The organism is Serratia sp. CY76391 (assembly GCF_052166695.1).
Taxonomy (GTDB): Bacteria; Pseudomonadota; Gammaproteobacteria; order Enterobacterales; family Enterobacteriaceae; genus Serratia; species Serratia nematodiphila.
Map to the genome: position 1 here is coordinate 373,445 of NZ_JBJNOJ010000006.1, position 21,081 is coordinate 394,525.

General features: G+C 62.7%; 17 protein-coding genes and 1 riboswitch. Of the genes, 5 read left to right on the forward strand and 12 right to left on the reverse strand.

The features are described 5' to 3' along the window. Positions 1–151 precede the first annotated feature (151 nt). The gene (djlA, locus tag ACJ8PN_RS12605; protein ID WP_025301546.1) at positions 152–973 is read left to right on the forward strand and encodes a co-chaperone DjlA; all 822 of its coding nucleotides are present in this window, start codon (positions 152–154) and stop codon (positions 971–973) included. Positions 974–1,116: 143 nt separating this feature from the next. Here djlA and rluA read toward each other — a convergent pair whose 3' ends face one another. The 3 genes from rluA to ACJ8PN_RS12620 all read right to left on the reverse strand — a co-directional run bounded on the left by rluA (position 1,117) and on the right by ACJ8PN_RS12620 (position 7,345). Continuing rightward, positions 1,117–1,767, reverse strand: coding sequence for a bifunctional tRNA pseudouridine(32) synthase/23S rRNA pseudouridine(746) synthase RluA (rluA, locus tag ACJ8PN_RS12610; protein ID WP_004932866.1), 651 nt, complete (start codon positions 1,765–1,767; stop codon positions 1,117–1,119). Between the two features lie 57 nt (positions 1,768–1,824). Beyond that, positions 1,825–4,731 carry an RNA polymerase-associated protein RapA gene (rapA, locus tag ACJ8PN_RS12615; RefSeq protein ID WP_437189342.1) on the reverse strand — a complete coding sequence of 969 codons (2,907 nt, stop codon included), beginning with the start codon at positions 4,729–4,731 and terminating at the stop codon, positions 1,825–1,827. A 247-nt stretch (positions 4,732–4,978) separates the two neighbouring features. Further along, positions 4,979–7,345: a DNA polymerase II gene (locus ACJ8PN_RS12620; RefSeq protein ID WP_442534985.1), complete on the reverse strand. Its 2,367-nt coding sequence runs from the start codon at positions 7,343–7,345 to the stop codon at positions 4,979–4,981. A gap of 214 nt (positions 7,346–7,559) precedes the next feature. Between ACJ8PN_RS12620 and ACJ8PN_RS12625 the strand changes: the two genes are divergently transcribed. Beyond that, entirely contained in the window at positions 7,560–8,330 is a 771-nt protein-coding gene (locus tag ACJ8PN_RS12625) for a DedA family protein (RefSeq protein WP_171453309.1), read from the forward strand. 28 nt (positions 8,331–8,358) lie between these two features. Here ACJ8PN_RS12625 and ilvN read toward each other — a convergent pair whose 3' ends face one another. The 7 genes from ilvN to sgrR all read right to left on the reverse strand — a co-directional run bounded on the left by ilvN (position 8,359) and on the right by sgrR (position 15,799). Continuing rightward, positions 8,359–8,652 (reverse strand): acetolactate synthase small subunit, encoded by a 294-nt coding sequence (gene ilvN / locus ACJ8PN_RS12630; RefSeq protein WP_016929110.1) that lies wholly within the window; start codon positions 8,650–8,652, stop codon positions 8,359–8,361. A gap of 3 nt (positions 8,653–8,655) precedes the next feature. After that, positions 8,656–10,350, reverse strand: coding sequence for an acetolactate synthase large subunit (gene ilvB, locus ACJ8PN_RS12635; protein WP_033631774.1), 1,695 nt, complete (start codon positions 10,348–10,350; stop codon positions 8,656–8,658). Between the two features lie 111 nt (positions 10,351–10,461). Continuing rightward, positions 10,462–10,575, reverse strand: a complete 114-nt coding sequence (gene ivbL / locus ACJ8PN_RS12640; protein ID WP_154747116.1) for an ilvB operon leader peptide IvbL — start codon at positions 10,573–10,575, stop codon at positions 10,462–10,464. Positions 10,576–10,663: 88 nt separating this feature from the next. Further along, complete coding sequence (gene thiQ / locus ACJ8PN_RS12645; RefSeq protein WP_025301552.1) at positions 10,664–11,368, reverse strand: thiamine ABC transporter ATP-binding protein ThiQ; 705 nt, start codon at positions 11,366–11,368, stop codon at positions 10,664–10,666. Further along, on the reverse strand, positions 11,355–12,962 hold the full coding sequence (thiP, locus tag ACJ8PN_RS12650) for a thiamine/thiamine pyrophosphate ABC transporter permease ThiP (protein WP_351107373.1): 1,608 nt from the start codon (positions 12,960–12,962) through the stop codon (positions 11,355–11,357). The genes thiQ and thiP overlap by 14 nt, the downstream gene beginning before the upstream one ends. Further along, complete coding sequence (gene thiB / locus ACJ8PN_RS12655; RefSeq protein ID WP_171453312.1) at positions 12,938–13,924, reverse strand: thiamine ABC transporter substrate binding subunit; 987 nt, start codon at positions 13,922–13,924, stop codon at positions 12,938–12,940. Before thiB ends, thiP begins: the two co-directional genes overlap by 25 nt. Positions 13,925–13,981: 57 nt before the next feature. Continuing rightward, positions 13,982–14,100: riboswitch (TPP riboswitch) on the reverse strand. Positions 14,101–14,137: 37 nt separating this feature from the next. Then, entirely contained in the window at positions 14,138–15,799 is a 1,662-nt protein-coding gene (gene sgrR / locus ACJ8PN_RS12660; protein WP_351107368.1) for an HTH-type transcriptional regulator SgrR, read from the reverse strand. Positions 15,800–15,888: 89 nt separating this feature from the next. On the opposite strand from sgrR, the gene sgrT reads away from it, so the two are divergent. The 3 genes from sgrT (at position 15,889) to ACJ8PN_RS12675 (ending at position 19,030) form a co-directional block, all read left to right on the forward strand. After that, positions 15,889–16,062 (forward strand): glucose uptake inhibitor SgrT, encoded by a 174-nt coding sequence (gene sgrT, locus ACJ8PN_RS12665; RefSeq protein WP_004932838.1) that lies wholly within the window; start codon positions 15,889–15,891, stop codon positions 16,060–16,062. Positions 16,063–16,216: 154 nt separating this feature from the next. After that, a complete protein-coding gene (locus ACJ8PN_RS12670) occupies positions 16,217–17,413 on the forward strand; it encodes a sugar efflux transporter (RefSeq protein WP_442534986.1) in 1,197 nt (398 codons plus the stop codon). A gap of 144 nt (positions 17,414–17,557) precedes the next feature. Beyond that, the gene (locus tag ACJ8PN_RS12675) at positions 17,558–19,030 is read left to right on the forward strand and encodes a DASS family sodium-coupled anion symporter (RefSeq protein WP_442534987.1); all 1,473 of its coding nucleotides are present in this window, start codon (positions 17,558–17,560) and stop codon (positions 19,028–19,030) included. 37 nt (positions 19,031–19,067) lie between these two features. On the opposite strand, the gene leuD is transcribed toward ACJ8PN_RS12675, so the two are convergent. Next, positions 19,068–19,670 (reverse strand): 3-isopropylmalate dehydratase small subunit, encoded by a 603-nt coding sequence (gene leuD, locus ACJ8PN_RS12680; protein ID WP_004932829.1) that lies wholly within the window; start codon positions 19,668–19,670, stop codon positions 19,068–19,070. A gap of 9 nt (positions 19,671–19,679) precedes the next feature. Further along, positions 19,680–21,080, reverse strand: a complete 1,401-nt coding sequence (gene leuC / locus ACJ8PN_RS12685) for a 3-isopropylmalate dehydratase large subunit (RefSeq protein ID WP_048232639.1) — start codon at positions 21,078–21,080, stop codon at positions 19,680–19,682. Position 21,081 lies beyond the last annotated feature (1 nt).

Sequence of the window (21,081 nt, forward strand, 5' to 3'; positions counted from 1 at the left end):
GCTAGTGCTAAATCCAGCCGTTTACTTGCGTCGTCGTTAGGCGCAAAGATAAATGACAGGTATGATAATCCAAATTCTAGGAAAAATCGCCTGCGCCCTTTCCTGAAGCGAAGGAGAGCGGGCGGCTTTCGGCATGATAATTGAGGAGTATATGCAGTATTGGGGAAAACTGCTCGGCGTCATCGTCGCCATCTGGTCTGGCGCGGGATTCTGGGGTGTAGTTCTGGGGCTGATTATCGGTCATATGATCGATACGGCGCGCAGCAACAAGCGCAGCCGGGGGTTTTTCACCGACCAGCAAACGCGGCAAACGCTGTTTTTCCGCACCACTTTTCAGGTGATGGGCCACCTGACCAAATCCAAAGGTCGCGTCACCGAGGCGGATATCCAGATCGCCAGCCTGTTTATGGATCGCCTGCAGCTGCACGGCGAAGCGCGCACCGCGGCGCAGCAGGCGTTCCGCGAGGGCAAACAGAGCCAGTTCCCGCTGCGTGAGACGCTGCAGCAGTTCCGCAGCATCTGTTTCGGCCGCTTCGATCTGATTCGGATGTTTCTGGAAATTCAGATTCAGGCGGCGTTTGCCGACGGCTCGCTGCACCCGAACGAACGTCAGGTGCTGTATGTCATCGCCGAAGAGCTGGGCATTTCGCGCGCGCAGTTCGATCAGTTCCTCAGCATGATGGAGGGCGGGCGTCAGTTCGGCGGCGGTCAGCAGGGCGGGTATTCGCAGGGCGGCTATCAGCAGGCTCAGCGCGGCCCGACGCTCGACGATGCGTGCAAGGTGCTCGGCGTGCGCAGCAGCGACGATGCCGCTACCATCAAACGCGCCTACCGCAAGCTGATGAGCGAACACCATCCGGATAAGCTGGTGGCGAAAGGCTTGCCGCCGGAGATGATGGAAATGGCCAAGCAGAAAGCGCAGGAGATCCAGGCGGCGTACGACCTGATCAAACGCGAGAAAGGTTTTAAATAACGATACCCGTCATACTTCGAGCTGCAGGTGTGTTGGCTGCCCGCGCTTACCCCGGTCACGTACTTTTTGTACGCTCCCGGGGCTGCGCTTAGTTGCCGCCTTCCTGCAACTCGAATTATTTAGGGTATCTCAGGGTGATGAGCTCAGAAATCCGGCTCGGCGCGAAAGTGCATCGGCGTCTGGAAGGCGGGGTGGGTGATGCGCAGCTCTTGCGCATGCAGCTGTAGCCGTGGCGCCATCGCCTTAGCCTCCGGCGGGGCGTAGAAACCGTCGCCGAGGATCGGATGCCCCAGCGCCAGCATGTGCACCCGCAGCTGATGCGAGCGGCCGGTGATCGGCGTCAGCTTCACGCGCGTGCTGCCATCGGCGTCGCGCGACAGCACCAGATACTCGGTTTGCGCCGCTTTGCCGGTGTCAAAACACACCTTTTGCAACGGCCGGTTTGGCCAGTCGCAGATCAGCGGCAAATCCACCAGTCCTTCGTCATGTTCCATATGCCCCCAAACGCGGGCGATATAGGATTTCTTCGGCTCGCGTTCGCGGAACTGACGCTTCAGCTCGCGTTCGGCGGCCTTGTTGAGCGCCACCACGATCACCCCGCTGGTGGCCATGTCCAGCCGGTGCACCGATTCGGCGGCCGGATGATCGGCCTGAATGCGGGTCATCAGGCTGTCTTTGTTTTCCGGCGCGCGGCCGGGCACCGACAGCAAGCCGCTGGGCTTGTTGACCACCATGATGTGTTCATCCTGATACAGGATGTGCAGCGGGTCCTGCGGGGGATTGTAGGGTTCCATCTTGGCTCCGCGAAAAGGGCCGAACGGGGAGACGGTGGCCTCCCCATGTCGCGCCGGTTACTGGTGGGTGACCACCACCAGACGAATGGCGTCCAGGCGCCAGCCGGCTTCATTGAGGTTGGCCAGCACCTGACGGCGGTTGAACTCCAACGCTTCGACTTCGTCGTCGCGGATGTTCGGGTTGACTGCCTTCAGCGCTTCCAGACGCGCCAGCTCGGCGCTCAGCTTGTCGTCCGCCTCTTGCTTCGCCTGTTCGATAAGCGTGCGCGCCTGCGCTTCCACCAGGCTTTCCGCCTGCTGCAGCATGGCGTGCACGTCTTGCTGCACGGCATTGACCAGCTTGCTGGAGGTGTGGCGGTTGACCGCGTTCAACTGGCGGTTGAAGCTTTCGAACTCGACCTGCGCCGCCAGGTTGGTGCCCTTGCGATCCATCAGCATGCGGATCGGCGTCGGCGGCAGGAAGCGGGTCAGCTGCAGGTGCTTCGGCGCCTGGGCTTCCACCACGTATACCAGCTCAACCAGCAGGGTGCCGACCGGCAAGGCTTTGTTTTTCAACAGGGACACCGCGCAGCTGCCGGTATCGCCGGACAGGATCAGATCCAGGCCGTTGCGGATGATCGGGTGTTCCCAGCTGACGAACTGCGCGTCTTCACGTGACAGCGCCCGATCGCGATCGAAGGTGACGGTGCAGCCGTCCTGCGGCAGGCCCGGGAAGTCCGGCACCAGCATATGGTCGGACGGCGTCAGCACGATCAGGTTGTCGCTGCGGTCTTCCTGATTGATGCCGACGATGTCGAACAGGTTGAGCGCGAAGCCCACCAGGTTAACGTCGTTATCCTGCTCGGCGATGGCGGCGGCCAGCGCCTGAGCCTTGTCGCCGCCGTTGGAGTGCATCTCCAGCAGGCGATCGCGGCCCTGTTCCAGCTGCGCTTTCAACTGGTCATGCTGCTGGCGGCAGGCGTGGATGAATTCGTCCAGGCCCTCCTGCTCGGTCGGCGCGGCCAGATAGCCGATCAACTGCTCGTAGCAGCTGTCGTAGATGGTGCGGCCGGTCGGGCAGGTGTGTTCGAAGGCGTCGAGCCCTTCGTGGAACCAGCGGCCCAGCACTGCCTGCGCGGTGTGTTCCAGGTAAGGCACCATGATTTGGATATCGTGCATCTGGCCGATACGATCCAGACGGCCGATACGCTGCTCCAGCAGATCCGGGTTGAACGGCAGATCGAACATCACCAGCTGGCTGGCGAACTGGAAGTTGCGGCCTTCGGAACCGATCTCGGAACACAGCAGCACCTGTGCGCCTTCCTCTTCGGAGGCGAAGTAGGCGGCGGCGCGGTCGCGCTCGATGATCGACAGCCCTTCGTGGAACACCGCGGCGCGGATCGCTTCACGTTCGCGCAGCACCTGCTCCAGCTGCAGCGCGGTGTCGGCCTTGGCGCAGATCACCAGCACTTTTTCGTTGCGGTTGGCCAGCAGGTAATCCAGCAGCCACTCGACGCGCGGATCGAAGTTCCACCAGGTGGCGTTTTCGCCTTCGAATTCCTGATAGATCTGCTCCGGGTACAGCATATCGCGCGCGCGCGCTTCGACGGATTTTTTGGCGCCCATGATGCCGGACACTTTGATCGCGGTCTGATATTGGGTTGGCAATGGCAGCTTGATCTGGTGCAGGTTGCGGTGCGGGAAGCCCTTCACGCCGTTACGGGTGTTGCGGAACAGCACGCGGCTGGTGCCATGGCGATCCATCAGCATCGAAACCAGCTCCTGACGCGCCTGCTCGGCGTTGTCGCCTTCGCTGTTGGCGGCTTTGAGCAGCGGCTCGATGTCCTGCTCGTCGATCAGCTCGCCCAGCAGGTTCAGCTTGTCGTCGGCCAGGCGTTCACCGCTCAGCAGCAGGGTGACGGCGTCGGCCACTGGACGGTATTTCTGCTGCTCGGCGACGAACTCGGCGTAGTCGTGGAAACGGTTCGGGTCGAGCAGGCGCAGGCGCGCAAAGTGGCTCTGTTGACCGAGCTGTTCCGGGGTGGCGGTCAGCAGCAGCACGCCGGGGATATGCTCGGCCAGCTGTTCGATCACCTGATATTCGCGGCTTGGCGCTTCTTCGCTCCAGGCTAGGTGGTGCGCTTCATCGACCACCAGCAGGTCCCACTGGGCGTCCGCCAGCTCTTCCAGGCGCTGCTTGTTGCGGCGCACGAAGTCCAGCGAGCAGATCACCAGCTGTTCGGTCTCGAACGGGTTGCTGCTGTCGAGCTTGGCTTCGGCGTAGCGGCTGTCGTCGAACAGCGAGAAGTAGAGGTTGAAGCGGCGCATCATCTCCACCAGCCACTGGTGCTGCAGCGTTTCCGGCACCACGATCAGCACGCGTTCGGCGCGGCCCGCCAGCAGCTGCTGGTGGATGATCATGCCGGCTTCGATGGTTTTGCCGAGGCCGACTTCGTCCGCCAGCAGAACGCGCGGCGCATGGCGCTGGCCGACTTCATGAGCGATGTGCAGCTGGTGCGGGATCAGGCTGGCGCGCATGCCGCGCAGGCCGGCGAACGGCAGGCGATACTGCTCGCTCTGGTATTTGCGGGCGCGAAAACGCAGCGCGAAACGGTCCATGCGGTCGATTTGGCCGGCGAACAGGCGATCCTGCGGTTTGCTGAAGGTCAGCTTACTGTCCAGCAGCACTTCGCGCATCGCCACGCCGCTTTCCTGGGTGTCCAGGCGGGTGCCGATATAGGTCAACAGACCGTTTTCCTCTTTCACCTCTTCCACCTGCAGCTGCCACCCCTCGTGGCTGCTGACGGTATCGCCCGGGTTGAACATCACACGGGTGATCGGCGAATCGTTTCTGGCATAGAGGCGGTTTTCACCGGTGGCGGGGAAAAGCAGGGTAATCATGCGCGCGTCCAGCGCCACGACGGTGCCCAGTCCTAATTCGCTTTCCGTGTCGCTGATCCAGCGTTGACCAAGAGTAAAAGGCATATATTGTCGGCTCGATTCTTTGTAAGTAAGTCTTGTTACCGGGCGGGAAGGGCCGCGGCACCTGTACTGAACGTCTGCTAATCCCGGTTTGTTTTAAATTTGGCGGGCAATAGCCGTTCACGCCATGCAGACGTCGCGAGACGGCAGGGCTAAGCGTGGTTCAGTTTTGGGAAGGGCGCTATGGTAATGGAAGGCGGCGCGTTCGTCACCTGCAAAACCGGATGATTTTTCTTAACCTGGCGCAATCTCAAAACAGCCCCATCTGCCCGGTGACCAGCGTGGTGAAATCGTCGTGCAAGAAAGGGAGTATAGCGTCTGCCACCGGTTGCAGCTGGCGTTCAAGGTAATGCTGATAGTCGATGGGCGAATGGCGGGTTTCCAGCGGTTCCGGCCCGGCCACGGTCATCACGTAGCTGATCCAGCCGCCGTTCTGATACTGTAGCGGCCGCCCCTGGCTGCGGTTGTAGTCGTCGGCGATGCGCGCGGCGCGGGCGTGCGGCGGCACGTTGCGCTGATAGTCGTCGAGCTTTCTGCGCAGCCGTTTGCGGTACACCAATTGATCGTCGAAGTCACCGTTCAGGGTTTTGCCGACGTAGTCGCGCACGTAGTCCTGGTAGGGCTGTCGTTTGAAGATGCGCTGATAGAGCTGCTGCTGGAACTGCTGCGCCAGCGGCGTCCAGTCGGTGCGCACCGTTTCCAGGCCTTTATACACCATCTCTTCCTCGCCGTCGGCGCGCGCGATCAGGCCGGCGTAGCGTTTCTTGCTGCCCTGTTCGGCGCCGCGAATGGTCGGCATCAGGAAGCGGGAATAGTGGGTTTCGAACTCCAGTTCCAGCGCGTTCTCCAGCCCGAACTGCTGCTGCAGATGCTGTTGCCACCAGGCGTTGACCCGCTGCACCAGCGTCCGGCCGATCTGCGCCGCCTGCTGCTCGTCATGCGGCTGTTTCAGCCACACGAAGGTGGAGTCGGTGTCGCCGTAAATAACCTGATAGCCTTCGGCTTCGATCAGCTCGCGGGTTTGGCGCATGATCTCGTGGCCGCGCAGGGTGATCGACGACGCCAGCCGCGGATCGAAGAAGCGGCAGCCGCTCGATCCCAGCACGCCGTACAGCGCGTTCATGATGATCTTCAGCGCCTGTGACAGTGGCTTATTGTGTTGGCGTTTGGCGGCCTCGCGCCCCTGCCAGATCTGTTCGACGATCGCCGGCAGGCAGTGTTTACTGCGCGAGAAGCGGGCGTTGCGAAAGCCGGGCACCGAGTCGGCGTCGCTTGGGTGGCGCATGCCTTCCACCAGCCCGACCGGATCGATCAGGAAGGTGCGGATGATCGACGGGTACAGGCTTTTATAGTCCAGTACCAACACCGAATCGTACAGGCCGGGTTGGGAGTCCATCACGAAGCCGCCGGGGCTGTGCTCTTCCGGCTGTTCGCCGAGGTTGGGGGCAACAAATCCCAGGCGATGCATGCGCGGCATATAGAGGTGGCTGAAGGCCGCCACCGATCCGCCGCTGCGGTCGGCCGCCAGCCCGGTGACGGTGGCGCGCTCCAGCAGGAAGTTGAGCAGGTCGGCCTTGGCGAAGATGCGCGTCACCAGCTCACAGTCCTTCAGGTTGTAGCGAGCCAGCGCCGGCTTGTCTTCGGCGAAGCGCCGGTCGATCTCCGCCATGCGTTGATAAGGATTGTCGATCGCCTTGCCTTCGCCCAGCAGTTCCTGCGAAACGTATTCCAGGCTGAAGGAGGGAAAGTTCCAGGTGGCGGATTTCAGCGCCTCGATGCCATCGATGATCAGGCGGCCGGCGGCGGCGGCGAAAAAGTGATTCTGCTTGAAGCCGTGCTCGCGCCACTCCAGCAGGTTGCCGCCGCGCCCCAGCCGCAGCGGGATTTGGTAGCGCTCGGCGTGCTTCTGCAGCACCCGCAGATCGAACTGCACCAGGTTCCAGCCGATGATAGCATCGGGATCGTGCCGCTCCAGCCAGGCGTTCAACCGCTCCAGCAGCTGAGGGCGGCTGGCGCAGTACTCCAGATCGAAATCCAGCGGCGCATCGCCGCCGTTGGCCGGCCCCAGCATGTAGACCTGCCGCTGGCCGCAGCCTTCCAGCGCGATGGAGTAAAGCTCGCCGTGGGCGGTGGTTTCGATATCCAGCGACACCAGTTTTAGCGTTGGGCGGTACTCTGGCGCCGGCTTCATTTGGCCGCTGAGCAACGGCCCATTGCCGTCGCCCTGGCCGTTGAACCATACCGGCGCGGTGATGAAGCGTTCCATCAGGTAGCGCTCGGGTGGGCGAATGTCGGCCTCGTAGACCGCAACGCCGCCTTCCCGCAGCAGTTTTTCCAGCTTGATGAGCTGACGGTGCTGGCGGCAGTACAGCCCCAGCATCGGCCGGTGATGAAAATCCGTCAGCGCCAGCGGTTTCAGTTCGACTTGCCGTTCTTCCCGCAGCAGCAGTTCCGCGCGCTGCCTTTGTTCGGCGGGGATAAACGCCACCGAGGTTTGCGGCGGCAGGCGCAGCTGACGCGGGCCGGCGTCGGTCGCCAGCCAGAATTCGACCTCGGTGCCGGCGGGCGTGTCGCGCCAGTGGCGAGTGAGCAGGAAACCCTGTTGCAGTGCAGTCATAACCCCTTCGTTTGCCGCCGGGCGGCGGGCGTGACATTCAGCGAGATGTCGGTTTTGGCGCTAATATAGATAAATTATAGTATGGGTTTTTATACAGTCATTGTCCATCGCCGCGCGGCGTTGCCAAATACGCATACAATTGATCGATTGACTCGTCTGCGGCGGCACTGGAAAATCCTCCGCCCGTTTGGCCCGAATAATCCACAGAGGTGTAATGGAAGCCTATTTACAAGATTTGATCACCCAGTCACTGGCTTTCACCCTGATGGTCGTCCTGCTGGTCGCTTTTCTGGAGTCGCTGGCGCTGGTGGGGCTGCTGTTGCCCGGCACGGTGATGATGGCCAGCATCGGCGCGTTGATCGGCAGCGGCAAGGTGGATTTTTACTACGCCTGGGCGGCGGGCATCGTCGGTTGCGTGCTCGGTGACTGGATCTCTTATTTCGTCGGCCGCGCGTTCAAGGGGCCATTACACCGTTGGTCTTTCCTGAAGAAAAACAAGGCGCTGCTAGACAAAACCGAGCACGCCTTGCACCAGCACAGCATGGCGACCATTCTGATCGGCCGTTTCGTCGGCCCGACGCGCCCGCTGGTGCCGATGGTGGCCGGGATGCTCGATTTGCCGCCGTACAAGTTCGCGCTGCCGAACATCATCGGTTGCCTGACCTGGCCGCCGGTTTATTTCTTCCCCGGCATTCTGGCGGGCGTGGCGATCGATATTCCCGCCGGTGCCGACAGCGCGATGTTCAAGTGGCTGTTGCTTGCGGCGGCGCTGCTGGTCTGGCTGGCGGTATGGTTGAGCTGGCGCTGGTGGCGTGAGGGCAAGCGCAACGCCGATCGGCTGAGCCGTTGGCTGACGCCGCTGCGGCTGCGCGTGGTGTGCGGATTGAGTTGGCTGGCGGCACTGGCGGCCGGTTATGCGCTGAGCCAGCAGCCGCTGATGCCGGTGTATCGCCACCTGCTGTGGCAGGTGTTGTCGGGTCAATGACAAAAGGGGGCGAAAGCCCCCGTTCGCCTTACTGGAAGAACGCTTCCAGCTGTTCAAATACCCGCACGTCTTCGCTGTGGCGCTTCACCTGCAGCACATCCTCCAGCTTTTCCACCTGGCTTATCATCTGCTCCAGCCGCTGATCGTCGGCGACCAGTAGCCAAATGCGGCTTTGCTGGCCGTCTTTCAACGGCAGGCACAGAATGCCTTCGACGTTGAACGCGCGGCGGGCGAACAGCCCGCAAACGTGCGACATCACGCCGGGATGGTTGCGCACGGCCAGCTCCAGGATCACCTGGGGTTTATCTTGTGGTTGCAGCATGGCTTATTCTCCAATCATGTCGATGTTGGCGGCGCCCGGCGGCACCATCGGGAATACTTTTTCGTTGATATCGATCAGCGCGTGGATCAGGCAGGGGCCCGGGCGTTGGATCGCCTCGGCCAGCGCCGCCTGCGGATCTTCCGCGGCGTTCAGATCGCAGGTATCCAGCCCGAATCCGGCGGCGATCTTCAGGAAGTCGGTGCGCTTCGGATAGGCGGCGGCGAAGATGCGCTGCTGGTAGAACAGGGTTTGCTGCTGGTGCACCAGCCCCAGCGCCTGGTTGTTCATCAAAATGATTTTCACGTCCAGATCGTGCTCGACCGCGGTGGCCATTTCCTGAATGTTCATCATCAGGCTGCCGTCGCCGGAGAAGCACAGCACTTTGCGCTCGGGCTCCGCCAGCGCCGCGCCGATCGCCGCCGGCAGACCGAAGCCCATGGTGCCCAGCCCGCCCGACGTCAGCCACTGGCGAGGCCGGCTCAGCGGATAGGCTTGCGCCACCCACATCTGATGCTGGCCTACGTCGGTGGTGATAATAGCGCTGTCGTCCACGCAGCGCGCGGCGGCCAGCACCAGGCCGTAATGGCTCAGCGGATCGTCGGCGTTCGGCATGTTGAACGGGAATTCGCGTTTCAGGTCGTTGACGGTGTTCAGCCATTCGCTGCGCGGCTGCGTGTCGATCTGCGGCAGCAGCTGTTGCAGCACCTGGCCGACGTCGGCATGGATCGCCACGTTGGCCTGTTTGACCTTGCCCAGCTCGGCGCGGTCGATATCCACGTGAATGATGGCGGCGTTAGGGCAGAACTGCTCGGTTTTGCCGATTGCCCGATCGTCGAAGCGCGCGCCCAGCACGATCAGCAGATCGGCTTCCTGCAGAATGAAGTTGGTGCTGCGCGCCGCGTGCATGCCCAGCATGCCCAGCGACAGCGGGTGTTCCACCGGCATCGCGCCCAGCGCCATCAGCGTCATGGTGGTGGGCAGACCGGCGCGTTCGGCCAGTTCCACCGCTTGCCGGTGGGCGTCGGCGCAGATGATGCCGCCGCCCAGATAGAGGATCGGGCGCTTTGCCTGATTGATCATCGCGGCGGCCTGCGAAACCAGCGCCGGATCGAAGCTCGGAGCGGCGTCCGGCACGGCGATCGGCGGCAGCTCTTCCAGCGTGATGGTGGCGGTTTGCACGTCTTTCGGCACATCGATCCAGACCGGGCCGGGGCGGCCGGACTCGGCGATGCGGAAGGCGTCGCCAATCACCTGCGGCAGTTCGCGGATATCGCGCACCAGGTGGTTGTGCTTGGTGATCGGGATGGAAATGCCGTAAGTGTCCACTTCCTGGAAGGCGTCGGTGCCGATCATCGAGGAGGGCACCTGACCGGTGATGCACACCAGCGGAATGGAGTCGAGTTTGGCGTCGGCGATGGCGGTGACCAGGTTGGTGGCGCCCGGCCCGCTGGAGGCGATGCACACCGCCGCCTTGCCGTTGGCGCGCGCCATACCTTGCGCCATAAAGCCCGCGCCCTGTTCATGGCGCGCCAGCACGTGGTGAATGCGGGTGCTTTGGCTCAGCGCGTCATACAGCGGCAGCGCGGCGCCGCCGGGAATGCCGGCGACGGTGGTGATGCCCTGACGCTCCAGCAGATGAACGATCAATTGTGCGCCGGTGAAGCTGGTGCCCGGTTGAGGCGTGCCCGAAGTTGCCATGTTCCTGTCCTTTCTCAAGGCCGGTGAGCTTTGCTGGGCAGGGTGCTAAAACAAGAAACCCCGCCCGGTTTGCGCCGGCGGGGTTTGGGAATCGATGCGTTGATTCGGACCCTACGGCGCATTGCCGACGACCACCACCACACGCACGACGACCACCGCGGCTGGTAGCGCGGTAACTAGTAGGGTCGAAGTCAGCGAGGATGCGATCACAGGGAACCTTATCATCAGTAAAAAAAGTCAGGTTTTTATAAAAACACAGGCGCAAAATTCGCACAACAGGTTTATTGGCGCAGCATAAAAAACGCGCGTCAGATCACGCTTTGCCCGAAATGCCCAGCACGCGCGCTTCGGGCGCGCTGCCGTCCAATAGGGCCTGCGTCGGGCCGTCGTAATAGATGCGGCCGTCGACCACCAGCAGCGTGCGCGGCGCGATGCGCGCGGCGTCGTCGAGGTTGTGCGATACCATCAGCAGCGTCAGGTTGCGCTGTTCGCATACCGTCTGCAGCAGTTGCAACATCTCGTTGCGCAGCGCCGGATCGAGCGCTGAGAAGGGCTCGTCGAGCAGCAGGATCGGCCGTTGGCGAATCAAACAGCGCGCCAGCGCGGCGCGCTGACGCTGGCCGCCGGAAAGTTGCGACGGCAGGCGCTCCAGATGCTCTTCCAGACCGACCTGACGGGCGATGTGCGCCCGCTGTTGGCGCTGCTGTTCAGTCAAGCGCAGTCCGGGATCCAACCCCAGCCCGATGTTCTGCGCCACCGTCAGATGCGCGAACAGGTTGTTTTCCTGAAACAGCATCGACACCGGCCGCTTGGCCGGCGGCGTGGCGGTGTGGTCTTCGCCGTTCAGCAGCAGCCGGCCGCTGGCCGCCGGCAGAAAGCCGGCGATCAGGCTCAGCAAGGTGCTTTTACCGGCGCCGCTGGGGCCGAGCACCGCGACGCGCTCGCCCGGCTGGATGCGCAGATCAAAGCGCATCGGCAGGTGTTCATACAGGTAGGTCAGTTTTTCAAGCGTCAGCATGGCGGCCCGGTAAGCGTTCAATCAGGGTAAACAACAGGAAGCACAGCAGCAGCAACAGCAGAGCGGTCACCGCCCCGTCGTTGCTGCGGTAGGCGCCAATCTGCTGATACAGGTAAAAAGGCAGGGTACGGAAATGCTCGTTGCCAAACAAGGCGACCACGCCGAAGTCGCCGATCGACAGCACGCAGGCGAAGGCCAGCGCCTGTGCCAGCGGGCGGCGCAGGGCGCGCAGCTCAATCAGCCGCAGCCGTCGCCAGCTGCGGATATCCAGCGACAGGCACAGCGGGTTGTAACGTTCGGCGAGGTCGCGCATCGGGTTCTCCAATACCTTTAGCGCGTAGGGCACCGCCATCAGCGCATTGGTGAGGATCACCAGCGCATAGGGCGACTGCGGCAACCCCATTGTATCGCTCAGCAGCAGGAAGAAGCCTGTGGCCAGCACGATGCCCGGCATCGCCAGGATCACCATGCCGCTGAGCTCCAGCGCCTGGCCGCCGCGCAGCTGTTGCCGCAGTTTTAGCTCACGGCTGCTCCACAGCAGCATCATCGTGAGCGCCACGCACAGCAGCCCTGCGCCGAGGGCGATGCGCAGCGACGTGAACAGCGCCTGCCACAGCACCGGCTGGCGCAGCACGTTGACCATGGCCTGATTGGCGCCGTCGGCGATCACCGCCAGCAGAGGCGGCAGCAGCAGCAACAGCGCGGCGGCGATCAGCAGAAAATCGCCGACGCGTCGCCACAGGCTGTCATCCGGATTGCGCCAGCGCTGGGCGTGGGTATGCCCCACCGGCAATGCCTGGCTCAGGCGCTGACTGATCAACACCAGCCCGAGACAACAGCCCAGTTGGATCAGCGCCAGCATGGCGGCACGCCCCAGATCGTAGTCGTAACTCAGCGCCTGGTAGATCGCCAGTTCGATGGTTGTGGCCTGCGGCCCGCCGCCCAGCGACAGCACGGTGGCGAAGCTGGCGAAGCACAGCATGAAGATCAGCGCGCCGCTCGGCAGGATTTGGCGGCGCAGCGCCGGCCATTCGACGAAGCGGAACTGCTGCCAGCCGTTCATACCCAGTTGGGCGGCCAGCTGGCGCTGCTCCACCGGAATGTTCTCCAGTGCCTGCAGCAACAGGCGGGTGGCCAGCGGCAGGTTAAAGAACAGGTGCGCCAGCAGAATGCCCTGCAGACCGTAGGGCGAGAAACCATACTCGACGCCAAGCCAGCCGCACAGCGTCGCCAGCCAGCCCTGGCGCCCATAGACGCTGAGCAGGCCGAATACCGCTACCAGCACCGGCAGCACCAGCGTCATGGCGCACAGCCGCAGCAACAACTGCCGCCCGGGGAAACGGCGGCGATAGAGCGCGCGCGCCAGCAGAATGGCGGGCAGCACCGAAATCAGCGCTGACAGCAGCGCCTGCAGGAAGGTGAAGCGCACCACGTGCCACAGGTAACTGTCCTGCCACAGGCTGCGCCAGTCGCTGTCCGGCGCGTGACGCCACAGTGAGCCCATCGCCAGCGCGGCGACGAGCAGGATCAGCCCGGCGGCCAGCAGCCCCGGCCAGAGCCAGCGGGGGATCAGCGGCTGACGGCGGTTTGCCATGCCCGGATCCAGCCGCCGCGTTGTGTGGCCACCTCTTCGGCGCTGTATTGCAGCGCGGTATGCGGCACGTTCATCTGCTCAAAGCCGACGGGCAGCGGGGTGTTGATCACCGGGTACATCCAGTTGCCGGTCGGGATGGTGTTCTGGAATGCCGGCGTCACCATGAACCGCATGAAACGCTCGGCCAGCTCAGGCTGTTTGGCGGCTTTCAGCTTGCCGGCCACTTCCACCTGCAGGTAGTGGCCTTCGCTGAACGTGGCGGCGGCGTAAAGGTCTTTTTTCTCTTCGATCAGGTGGTAGGCGGGAGAGGTGGTATAGCTGAGCACCAGATCGCCTTCACCTTTCAGGAACAGGCCGTAGGCTTCGCTCCAGCCTTTGGTGACGGTGACGGTCTTCTTCGCCAACTGCTGCCAGGCGGCCGGCGCCTTGTCGCCATACACTTTTTGCATCCACAGCAGCAGGCCGAGCCCCGGCGTGCTGGTGCGCGGATCTTCGTAGATCACTTTCCAGTTGCGGTCGCCGCTGACCAGCTCCTGCAGGCTTTTCGGTGGGTTCTTCAGTTTTTCTTTGTTGTAGACGAAGGCGAAGTACCCGTAGTCGTAAGGCACGAAGGTCGCGTCCTGCCAGCCGCCCGGCACCGTCAGCCTGGCGGTATCTACGCCGCTCGGCGCGAACAGGCCGGTTTGCTGCGCCGCCTGCAGCAGGTTGTTGTCCAGCCCCAGCACCACGTCGGCGGCGCTGTTCTTGCCCTCCATGCGCAGGCGGTTCAGCAACGAAACGCCGTCTTCCAGCGCCACGAACTTCAGTTCACAGTCGCATTCGGCCTCGAAGGCTTTTTTCACCGCCGGGCCAGGACCCCAGTCGGCGGCGAAGGAATCGTAGGTGTAAACCGTCAGCGTCGGCTTGGCGAACGCCGGCGCGGCGCACAGCAGCAATAAGCAGGGCAGATATTTTTTGACCACGTTGCACTCCTGAAAAATAAGGGGGCAAGGGCATCTGAGGGGGCGAGGCGGCGTCGCCGGTTCGCTGGGCTCAAATCCCTCCGCCGGTATTGACCGGATCAGGTTCGACGGGTGTGCTCTCAGCGGAAAATCAGGCTTATTACGCGGCCCGGCTCTCCGCACCCCGTTGAGACGGCGCTATTGTAAAGATTAACCGACTTGGGCGAAAGGCGCTTATGTCTCCGGCGGGGCAAACCAGGCGGACTTGAAGTCGAACCAGCCGAGGGTGTTCATCCGCACGCCGCGCATGCTGCGCTGGCCGTGCAGCTGCAGCCAGTGGTGGAACAGCGGATGCAGCTGGTGGTTGCTGACCAGACGCTGGCAGAACTCCGCCAGCGGCAGGCGGTTGGCGCGCCACAGCGCCGCGTCCTGCGCCAGATCTTCGTTCATGCAATGCTGCATCAGCGGCAGTTCGTACAGCGTGGCGAACAGCGAAAACTCCAGCGGCAGATAGAAGTTGGCGCTGCCAAGCCACAGATCGCTGCGCGCGTCGCCCTGGTGCCAGGTGGCGTAGTCCACGCTTTGCACGATCAGGCGGATGCCGTGCTGCGCCAGCAGCGGCTCGATCGCCTGACGGATGGCGTGGAACTCCGAATGCTCATTGAAGTGGGTCATCGTCAGTTCGGTCAGCCCCGCCGGTTTGGGCTGCTGCGCCAGCGCGCGGTTGTGGTGCCAACGGGGCAGCAGGCCGTACGCCGGCGACCAATAGCGCTGGTAGAGCGGCCCGGCGTGGCTCAGCAGCGAAATGGGGTTGATCAATTCGCACAGCCAGCTGCGCATGGCGGGATCGGCCGCCAAGGGAGAGCGCTGATCGAACAGCAGGAAGTAGCAGCCTTCTTCCAGCCGGCTTTCCAGTTCGTTGTTGCCGGTTTCATCGCCCTGCAGCTGTACGCCGGAATGCACCAGTTCTTCGGAGAACTCCGGCAGCACCCAGATATTCACCTCATCGATCAGCGCCCGGTAGCCAAAATAGTCGTCGAAGGCATGGATCTTCATCTGGCTGGGGAGATTGCGCACTACGCGATAGGGGCCGGTGCCGATCGGATGGCGGGCGAAATCCGGCAGTTCGCGCCATTCGCGCGGCAGGATCATGGCGTGCACGCTGCCCAGCAGCCAGGGCAGCCAGTGGTCGGGGCTGCGCAGATGCACGTCAATCACGAATGGCGTCGGCGAGGTGACGCTCTCGATATGCGAGAACAGCGGTTGCGAGGTCAGACGCGAGAGAGAAGTCATGACGTCCGCCATCTCCAGCTCGCGGCCGTGATGAAAATGGATCGCCGGGCGCAGGTAAAATCGCCAGTGCAGTGGCGTCAACGCCTGCCAATGGTGAGACAGATCGGACTCCAGTTCCCCGTTTTCCTCATTTATGCGCGTCAGACCGTTGAAGATCTGGCGCGCCAGATGGGTTTCCGAACGCCGCAGCGCCGAGCCGGGCAGCAGGTTGTACAACTGACGGTAGTAGAGCACCCGCAGGATGTGTTTCCCCTGGCGGAAGCTACGCCCCAGCTGCGACAGCAGCATCTGGCGCACCACGTTTTTGTCGCCCACCAGTTGCACCAGCTGATCGATGCGATCCTGTTCCAGCAGCTCCTCGGCCCGCTGTTGCTGCAGCGCCAGGCCGGTGTAGTGGAAGGTTAGCCGCGAACGCTTGCCGCGCCCCGACTCCGCCTGCCAGGTGAGCCAGCCTTCCCGCTGCATGGCGCTCAGCAGGGAGCGCACGTGGCGCCGCGAGCAGCTGAGCACCTCCGCCAGATCCTGCAGCGTGGTGTCGGTGGTTTCACCGTGGCAGCGCTGCCACAGGCGGATGAACTGCTGCTGCAATCTGGACGTGGACATAAAAGAGGAACGCTCCCGCTTCAACTCGTCAATTTTTCTTTCCCTATATTACGCCGATAATTTTCATCAATGAAAGGGAGGGCGTAATCATGAAAGCTTTCTTATCCAGGCAGTTCTATCAGCGCTATTTCAGCGCGGTGCGCCGCCAGCGAGCCGACTGGCTGAGCGTGGTGCCCGAACAGGCGCGGCTGGCGATGCTGGCGCACCTGACGCAATGGGACATTAAAGAGATGACCGATAAGCAGTATCGCGAGCACCTGTAGGGGCTGCGGCAACAAGTTTCTGAGTAATGGTGCTGTTTCACCAGCCAGTGGGGCGACCCACTGGTTTTTTTATGCGCGGCGATGGCGATGCGCTTGCATTTTTCTCGCCGTGGCCTAAGGTTCTTTCTTCTGCTTTGAGGTCAGGGAAGACGATATGCAACGCCTGAGCCGGTTGTCACTGCGCATTAACCCCATCTTTGCCGCATTCCTGCTGATCGCTTTTCTCTCCGGCATCGCCGGCGCGTTGCTGACGCCGACGCTCAGTCTGTTTCTGACCACCGAGGTCAAAGTGCGGCCGCTGTGGGTCGGGCTGTTTTACACCGCCAACGCCGTGGCCGGCATCGTGGTCAGCTTCCTGCTGGCCAAGCACTCCGACACCCGCGGCGATCGGCGCAGGCTGATCCTGCTGTGCTGCCTGATGGCGGTCGGCAACTGCCTGCTGTTCGCCTTTAACCGCGACTATCTGACGCTGATCACCGCCGGGGTGCTGATGTCCGCCGTTGCCAACACCGCCATGCCGCAGATTTTCGCGTTGGCGCGGGAATATGCCGATAGCGAGGCGCGTGAGGTGGTGATGTTCAGCTCGGTGATGCGCGCCCAGCTTTCGCTGGCGTGGGTGATCGGCCCGCCGCTGTCGTTTGCGCTGGCGCTGAACTATGGGTTCACCGTGATGTTCCTGATCGCCGCCGCCACCTTCGCGGTTTGCGTGCTGCTGGTAGGGGTCATGCTGCCTTCGGTGCCGCGTGCGGCGGAGAATGGGGAGCTGCAGGGCGGGATGTCTGCGCCGATCGCGCCCGCCAGCGCCTGGCGCAATCGTGATGTGCGGCTGCTGTTCATCGCTTCGATGCTGATGTGGACCTGCAATACCTTGTATATCATCGATATGCCGCTGTATATCACCGCCGATCTCGGGCTGCCGGAAGGGCTGGCCGGGGTGCTGATGGGCACTGCCGCCGGGTTGGAAATCCCGGCAATGCTGCTGGCCGGTTATTACGTGAAACGCTTCGGCAAGCGCAACATGATGCTGCTGGCGGTGGCGGCGGGCGTGCTGTTTTATCTCGGGCTGACGGTGTTGGCGACCAAGCCGGCCCTGATCGCGCTGCAGCTGCTCAACGCGGTGTTTATCGGCATCGTCGCCGGTATCGGCATGCTTTATTTTCAGGATTTGATGCCGGGCCGGCCGGGCGCCGCCACCACGCTGTTCACCAACAGCATCTCTACCGGGGTGATCCTGGCCGGGGTGCTGCAGGGCGCGCTGGTGGAGAATTTCGGTCATGGTTCGGTGTATTGGATGGCGGCGCTGCTGGCGCTGGCGGCGCTCGGGATGAGCGCCAAAGTGCGTGAAGTGTGAGGTTAAACGACGGCATTCTTGATGCAAGTCATTGAGAAGGCTAAGCCGGGCGCTCAAGCTGAAGGCATATGGCGCGCGATCGTTGCGCCCACGCCCGTCTCGCTATTGAGATGCCGCCCTGTCGTTTAGAACAGTGGGAACGTTATGGATAAACTCACACCGCTCAAACCGCTTCCTTCCCTGTGCGCCCTTGGCGCCACGCTGATTATCTGGTTCCTCATTCCCGTGCCGGAGGGCGTTGCGCCCAACGCCTGGCAGCTGCTGGCGCTGTTTATCGGCACCATCATCGCCATCATCGGCAAGGCGATGCCGATCGGCGCGGTCTCGGTGATCGCCATCGCTCTGGTGGCGGTGACCGGCGTCACCAACCCCGGCAAGCCGGGCGCCGCGCTGGACGACGCGCTCAGCGGCTTTTCCAACCAGCTGATCTGGCTGATCGGCTTTTCTATCATGATCTCCCTCAGCCTGAACAAAACCGGGCTGGGCGCGCGCATCGGCTACTACTTTATTTCGCTGTTCGGCAAGAAGACGCTGGGCATCGCCTACGCGCTGACGCTGGCGGAAACCACGCTGGCGCCGGTGACGCCGAGCAACACCGCGCGCGGCGGCGGCATCATTCACCCGATCATGAAGTCGATCGCCGACAGCTTTGGTTCCAAACCCGAGCTCAATACCTCCGGCAAAATCGGCCGCTACCTGTCGCTGGTTAACTACAACATCAACCCGGTCACCTCGGCGATGTTTATCACCGCCACCGCGCCTAACCCGTTGATCGTCAGCCTGATCGCCAAAGGCACCCACGGCAGCTTCGAGCTGTCCTGGTCGATGTGGGCGGTCGCCGCCCTGGTGCCGGGGCTGTGCTCGTTGATCGTGATGCCGCTGGTCATCTACCTGCTGTATCCGCCTGAGGTGAAAAGCACCCCGGACGCGCCGCGCTTCGCGCGCGAAAAACTGCAGGCGTTGGGGCCGGTGACGCTGCCGGAGAAAATTACCCTCGGGGTGTTCGCGCTGTTGCTGGTGTTGTGGGCCGGCATACCGGCGATGATCTTCGGCCCGGCGCTGGCGGTCAATCCCACCACCGCGGCGCTGATCGGTCTGGCGGTATTGCTCGCCACCGGCGTGCTGAGCTGGGAGGATGTGCTGAAGCATAAAGGCGCCTGGGACACCGTGGTGTGGTTCTCGGCGCTGGTGATGATGGCCAGCTTCCTCGGCAAGCTGGGGCTGATCGGCTGGCTGTCGCAAACCGTCGGCAACGGCATCGACCGTATGGGCATGAGCTGGGTGGGCGGCACGATCTTGCTGACCCTCATCTATTTGTATTCACACTATTTCTTCGCCAGCACCACCGCGCACGTGACGGCGATGTTCGCCGCCTTCTTCGCCGCCGGCATCGCGCTTGGGGCGCCGCCGGCGTTGCTGGGCCTGATCCTGGCGTTCTCTTCTTCGCTGATGATGTCGCTGACCCATTACGGCACCGGCACTGCGCCAATCGTCTTTGGCTCCGGCTATGTGACGCTGGGGGAATGGTGGAAAGCGGGGTGGGTGATGAGCGTGGTTAACCTGCTGATCTGGATAGTGATCGGCGGCGCATGGTGGAAGCTGCTGGGCTACTGGTGAGGAAAAAATTCACCCGCCGGGCGGCGGGTGAAGGGGATTAATTCAGAAACGCCGGCTGCTGCGCTTCGTAGCGGGAGATGTCCGCTTCATGCTGCAGCGTCAGGCCGATGCTGTCCAGCCCGTTGATCATGCAGTGGCGGCGGAAGCTGTCTATTTCGAACGGATAGCTTTTGCCACCGGCGTTGACAGTCTGGTTCTCCAGATCCACCACGAACTCCGTCCCCTCGTTGGCGTCCACCAGCTTGAACAGCTCATCCACCTGCTGCTCGCTCAGCGTCACCGGCAACAGTTGGTTGTTGAACGAGTTGCCGTAGAAGATATCGGCGAAGCTCGGCGCGATCACCACTTTGAAACCGTAGTCGGTCAGCGCCCAGGGGGCGTGTTCACGCGAAGAGCCGCAGCCGAAGTTTTCGCGCGCCAACAGGATGCTGGCGCCTTTATAGCGCGGTTTGTTCAGCACGAACGCCGGGTTGGGTTGCTGGCCGGCATCGTCGAGGAAGCGCCAGTCGTTGAACAGGTGCTGGCCGAAACCGGTGCGGGTCACCTTCTGTAAAAACTGCTTGGGAATAATGGCGTCGGTGTCGACGTTGGCCGCATCCAAAGGCACCACTAAGCCGGTATGTTGAGTAAATTTAGCCACGTTAGCCCCTTAGTGAATATCACGGATGTCAGCGAAGTGACCGGCGACGGCGGCCGCGGCGGCCATCGCCGGGCTGACCAGGTGGGTGCGCCCACCGCGGCCCTGGCGCCCTTCGAAGTTACGGTTGCTGGTGGACGCGCAGCGCTCGCCTGGATTCAGACGGTCGTTGTTCATCGCCAGACACATTGAGCAACCCGGCAAGCGCCATTCGAAACCGGCTTCGATAAAGATTTTGTCCAACCCTTCGGCTTCCGCCTGGGCCTTCACCGGGCCGGATCCCGGCACCACGATGGCCTGCACGCCGCTGGCGACCTTGCGCCCCTTGGCGATCGCCGCCGCCGCGCGCAGATCTTCGATGCGCGAGTTGGTGCAGGAGCCGATGAACACTTTGTCGATCGGCACGTCGGTCAATTTGATGCCCGGCTTTAAATCCATGTACGCCAGCGCTTTCTCGGCAGAGGCGCGCTCGACAGGATCGCTGAACGATTCCGGCGCCGGGATCGCCTGATTGACGGCGATCACCTGGCCGGGGTTGGTGCCCCAGGTGACCTGCGGCGCGATCTCTTCGGCGTGCAGCGTCACTACGGTATCGAATTGGGCGTCGGCGTCGGACTTCAGCGTGCGCCAGTAAGCGACCGCCTGCTCCCAGTTTTCACCGGTCGGTGCGAACTGACGCCCCTTCAGGTAGGCGAAGGTGGTGTCGTCCGGCGCGACCAACCCGGCTTTGGCGCCCATTTCGATCGCCATGTTGCACAGGGTCATACGGCCTTCCATGCTCAATGCCTCGATCGCCTTGCCGCAGAACTCCACCACGTGGCCGGTGCCGCCGGCGCTGCCGGTTTTGCCGATCACCGCCAGCACGATGTCTTTGGCGGTAATGCCCTCGGCGGCGTCGCCGGTGACTTCAATCTTCATGGTTTTGGCCCGGCCCTGTTTCAGGGTCTGGGTCGCCAGCACGTGTTCCACTTCGGAGGTGCCGATGCCGAACGCCAACGAGCCGAAAGCGCCGTGGGTGGCGGTGTGTGAGTCGCCGCAGACGATGGTCATGCCCGGCAGCGTCATGCCTTGCTCAGGCCCGATCACGTGCACGATGCCCTGGAACGGGTGATTCAGGTCATACAGCGAAACGCCGAATTCCGCGCAGTTCTTGATCAGCTCCTGCATCTGGATGCGTGCCATTTCGCCGCTGGCGTTGATGTCTTTGGTCTGGGTCGACACGTTGTGATCCATGGTGGCGAAGGTTTTGCCGGGTTGGCGCACCTTACGGCCCATGGCGCGCAGGCCGTCGAACGCCTGCGGCGAGGTGACTTCGTGCACCAGGTGACGGTCGATATACAGCAACGGCGTTTCGTTCGGCGCTTCGTGCACCACGTGGGCGTCGTACAGCTTCTGGTATAAGGTCTTGGCCATG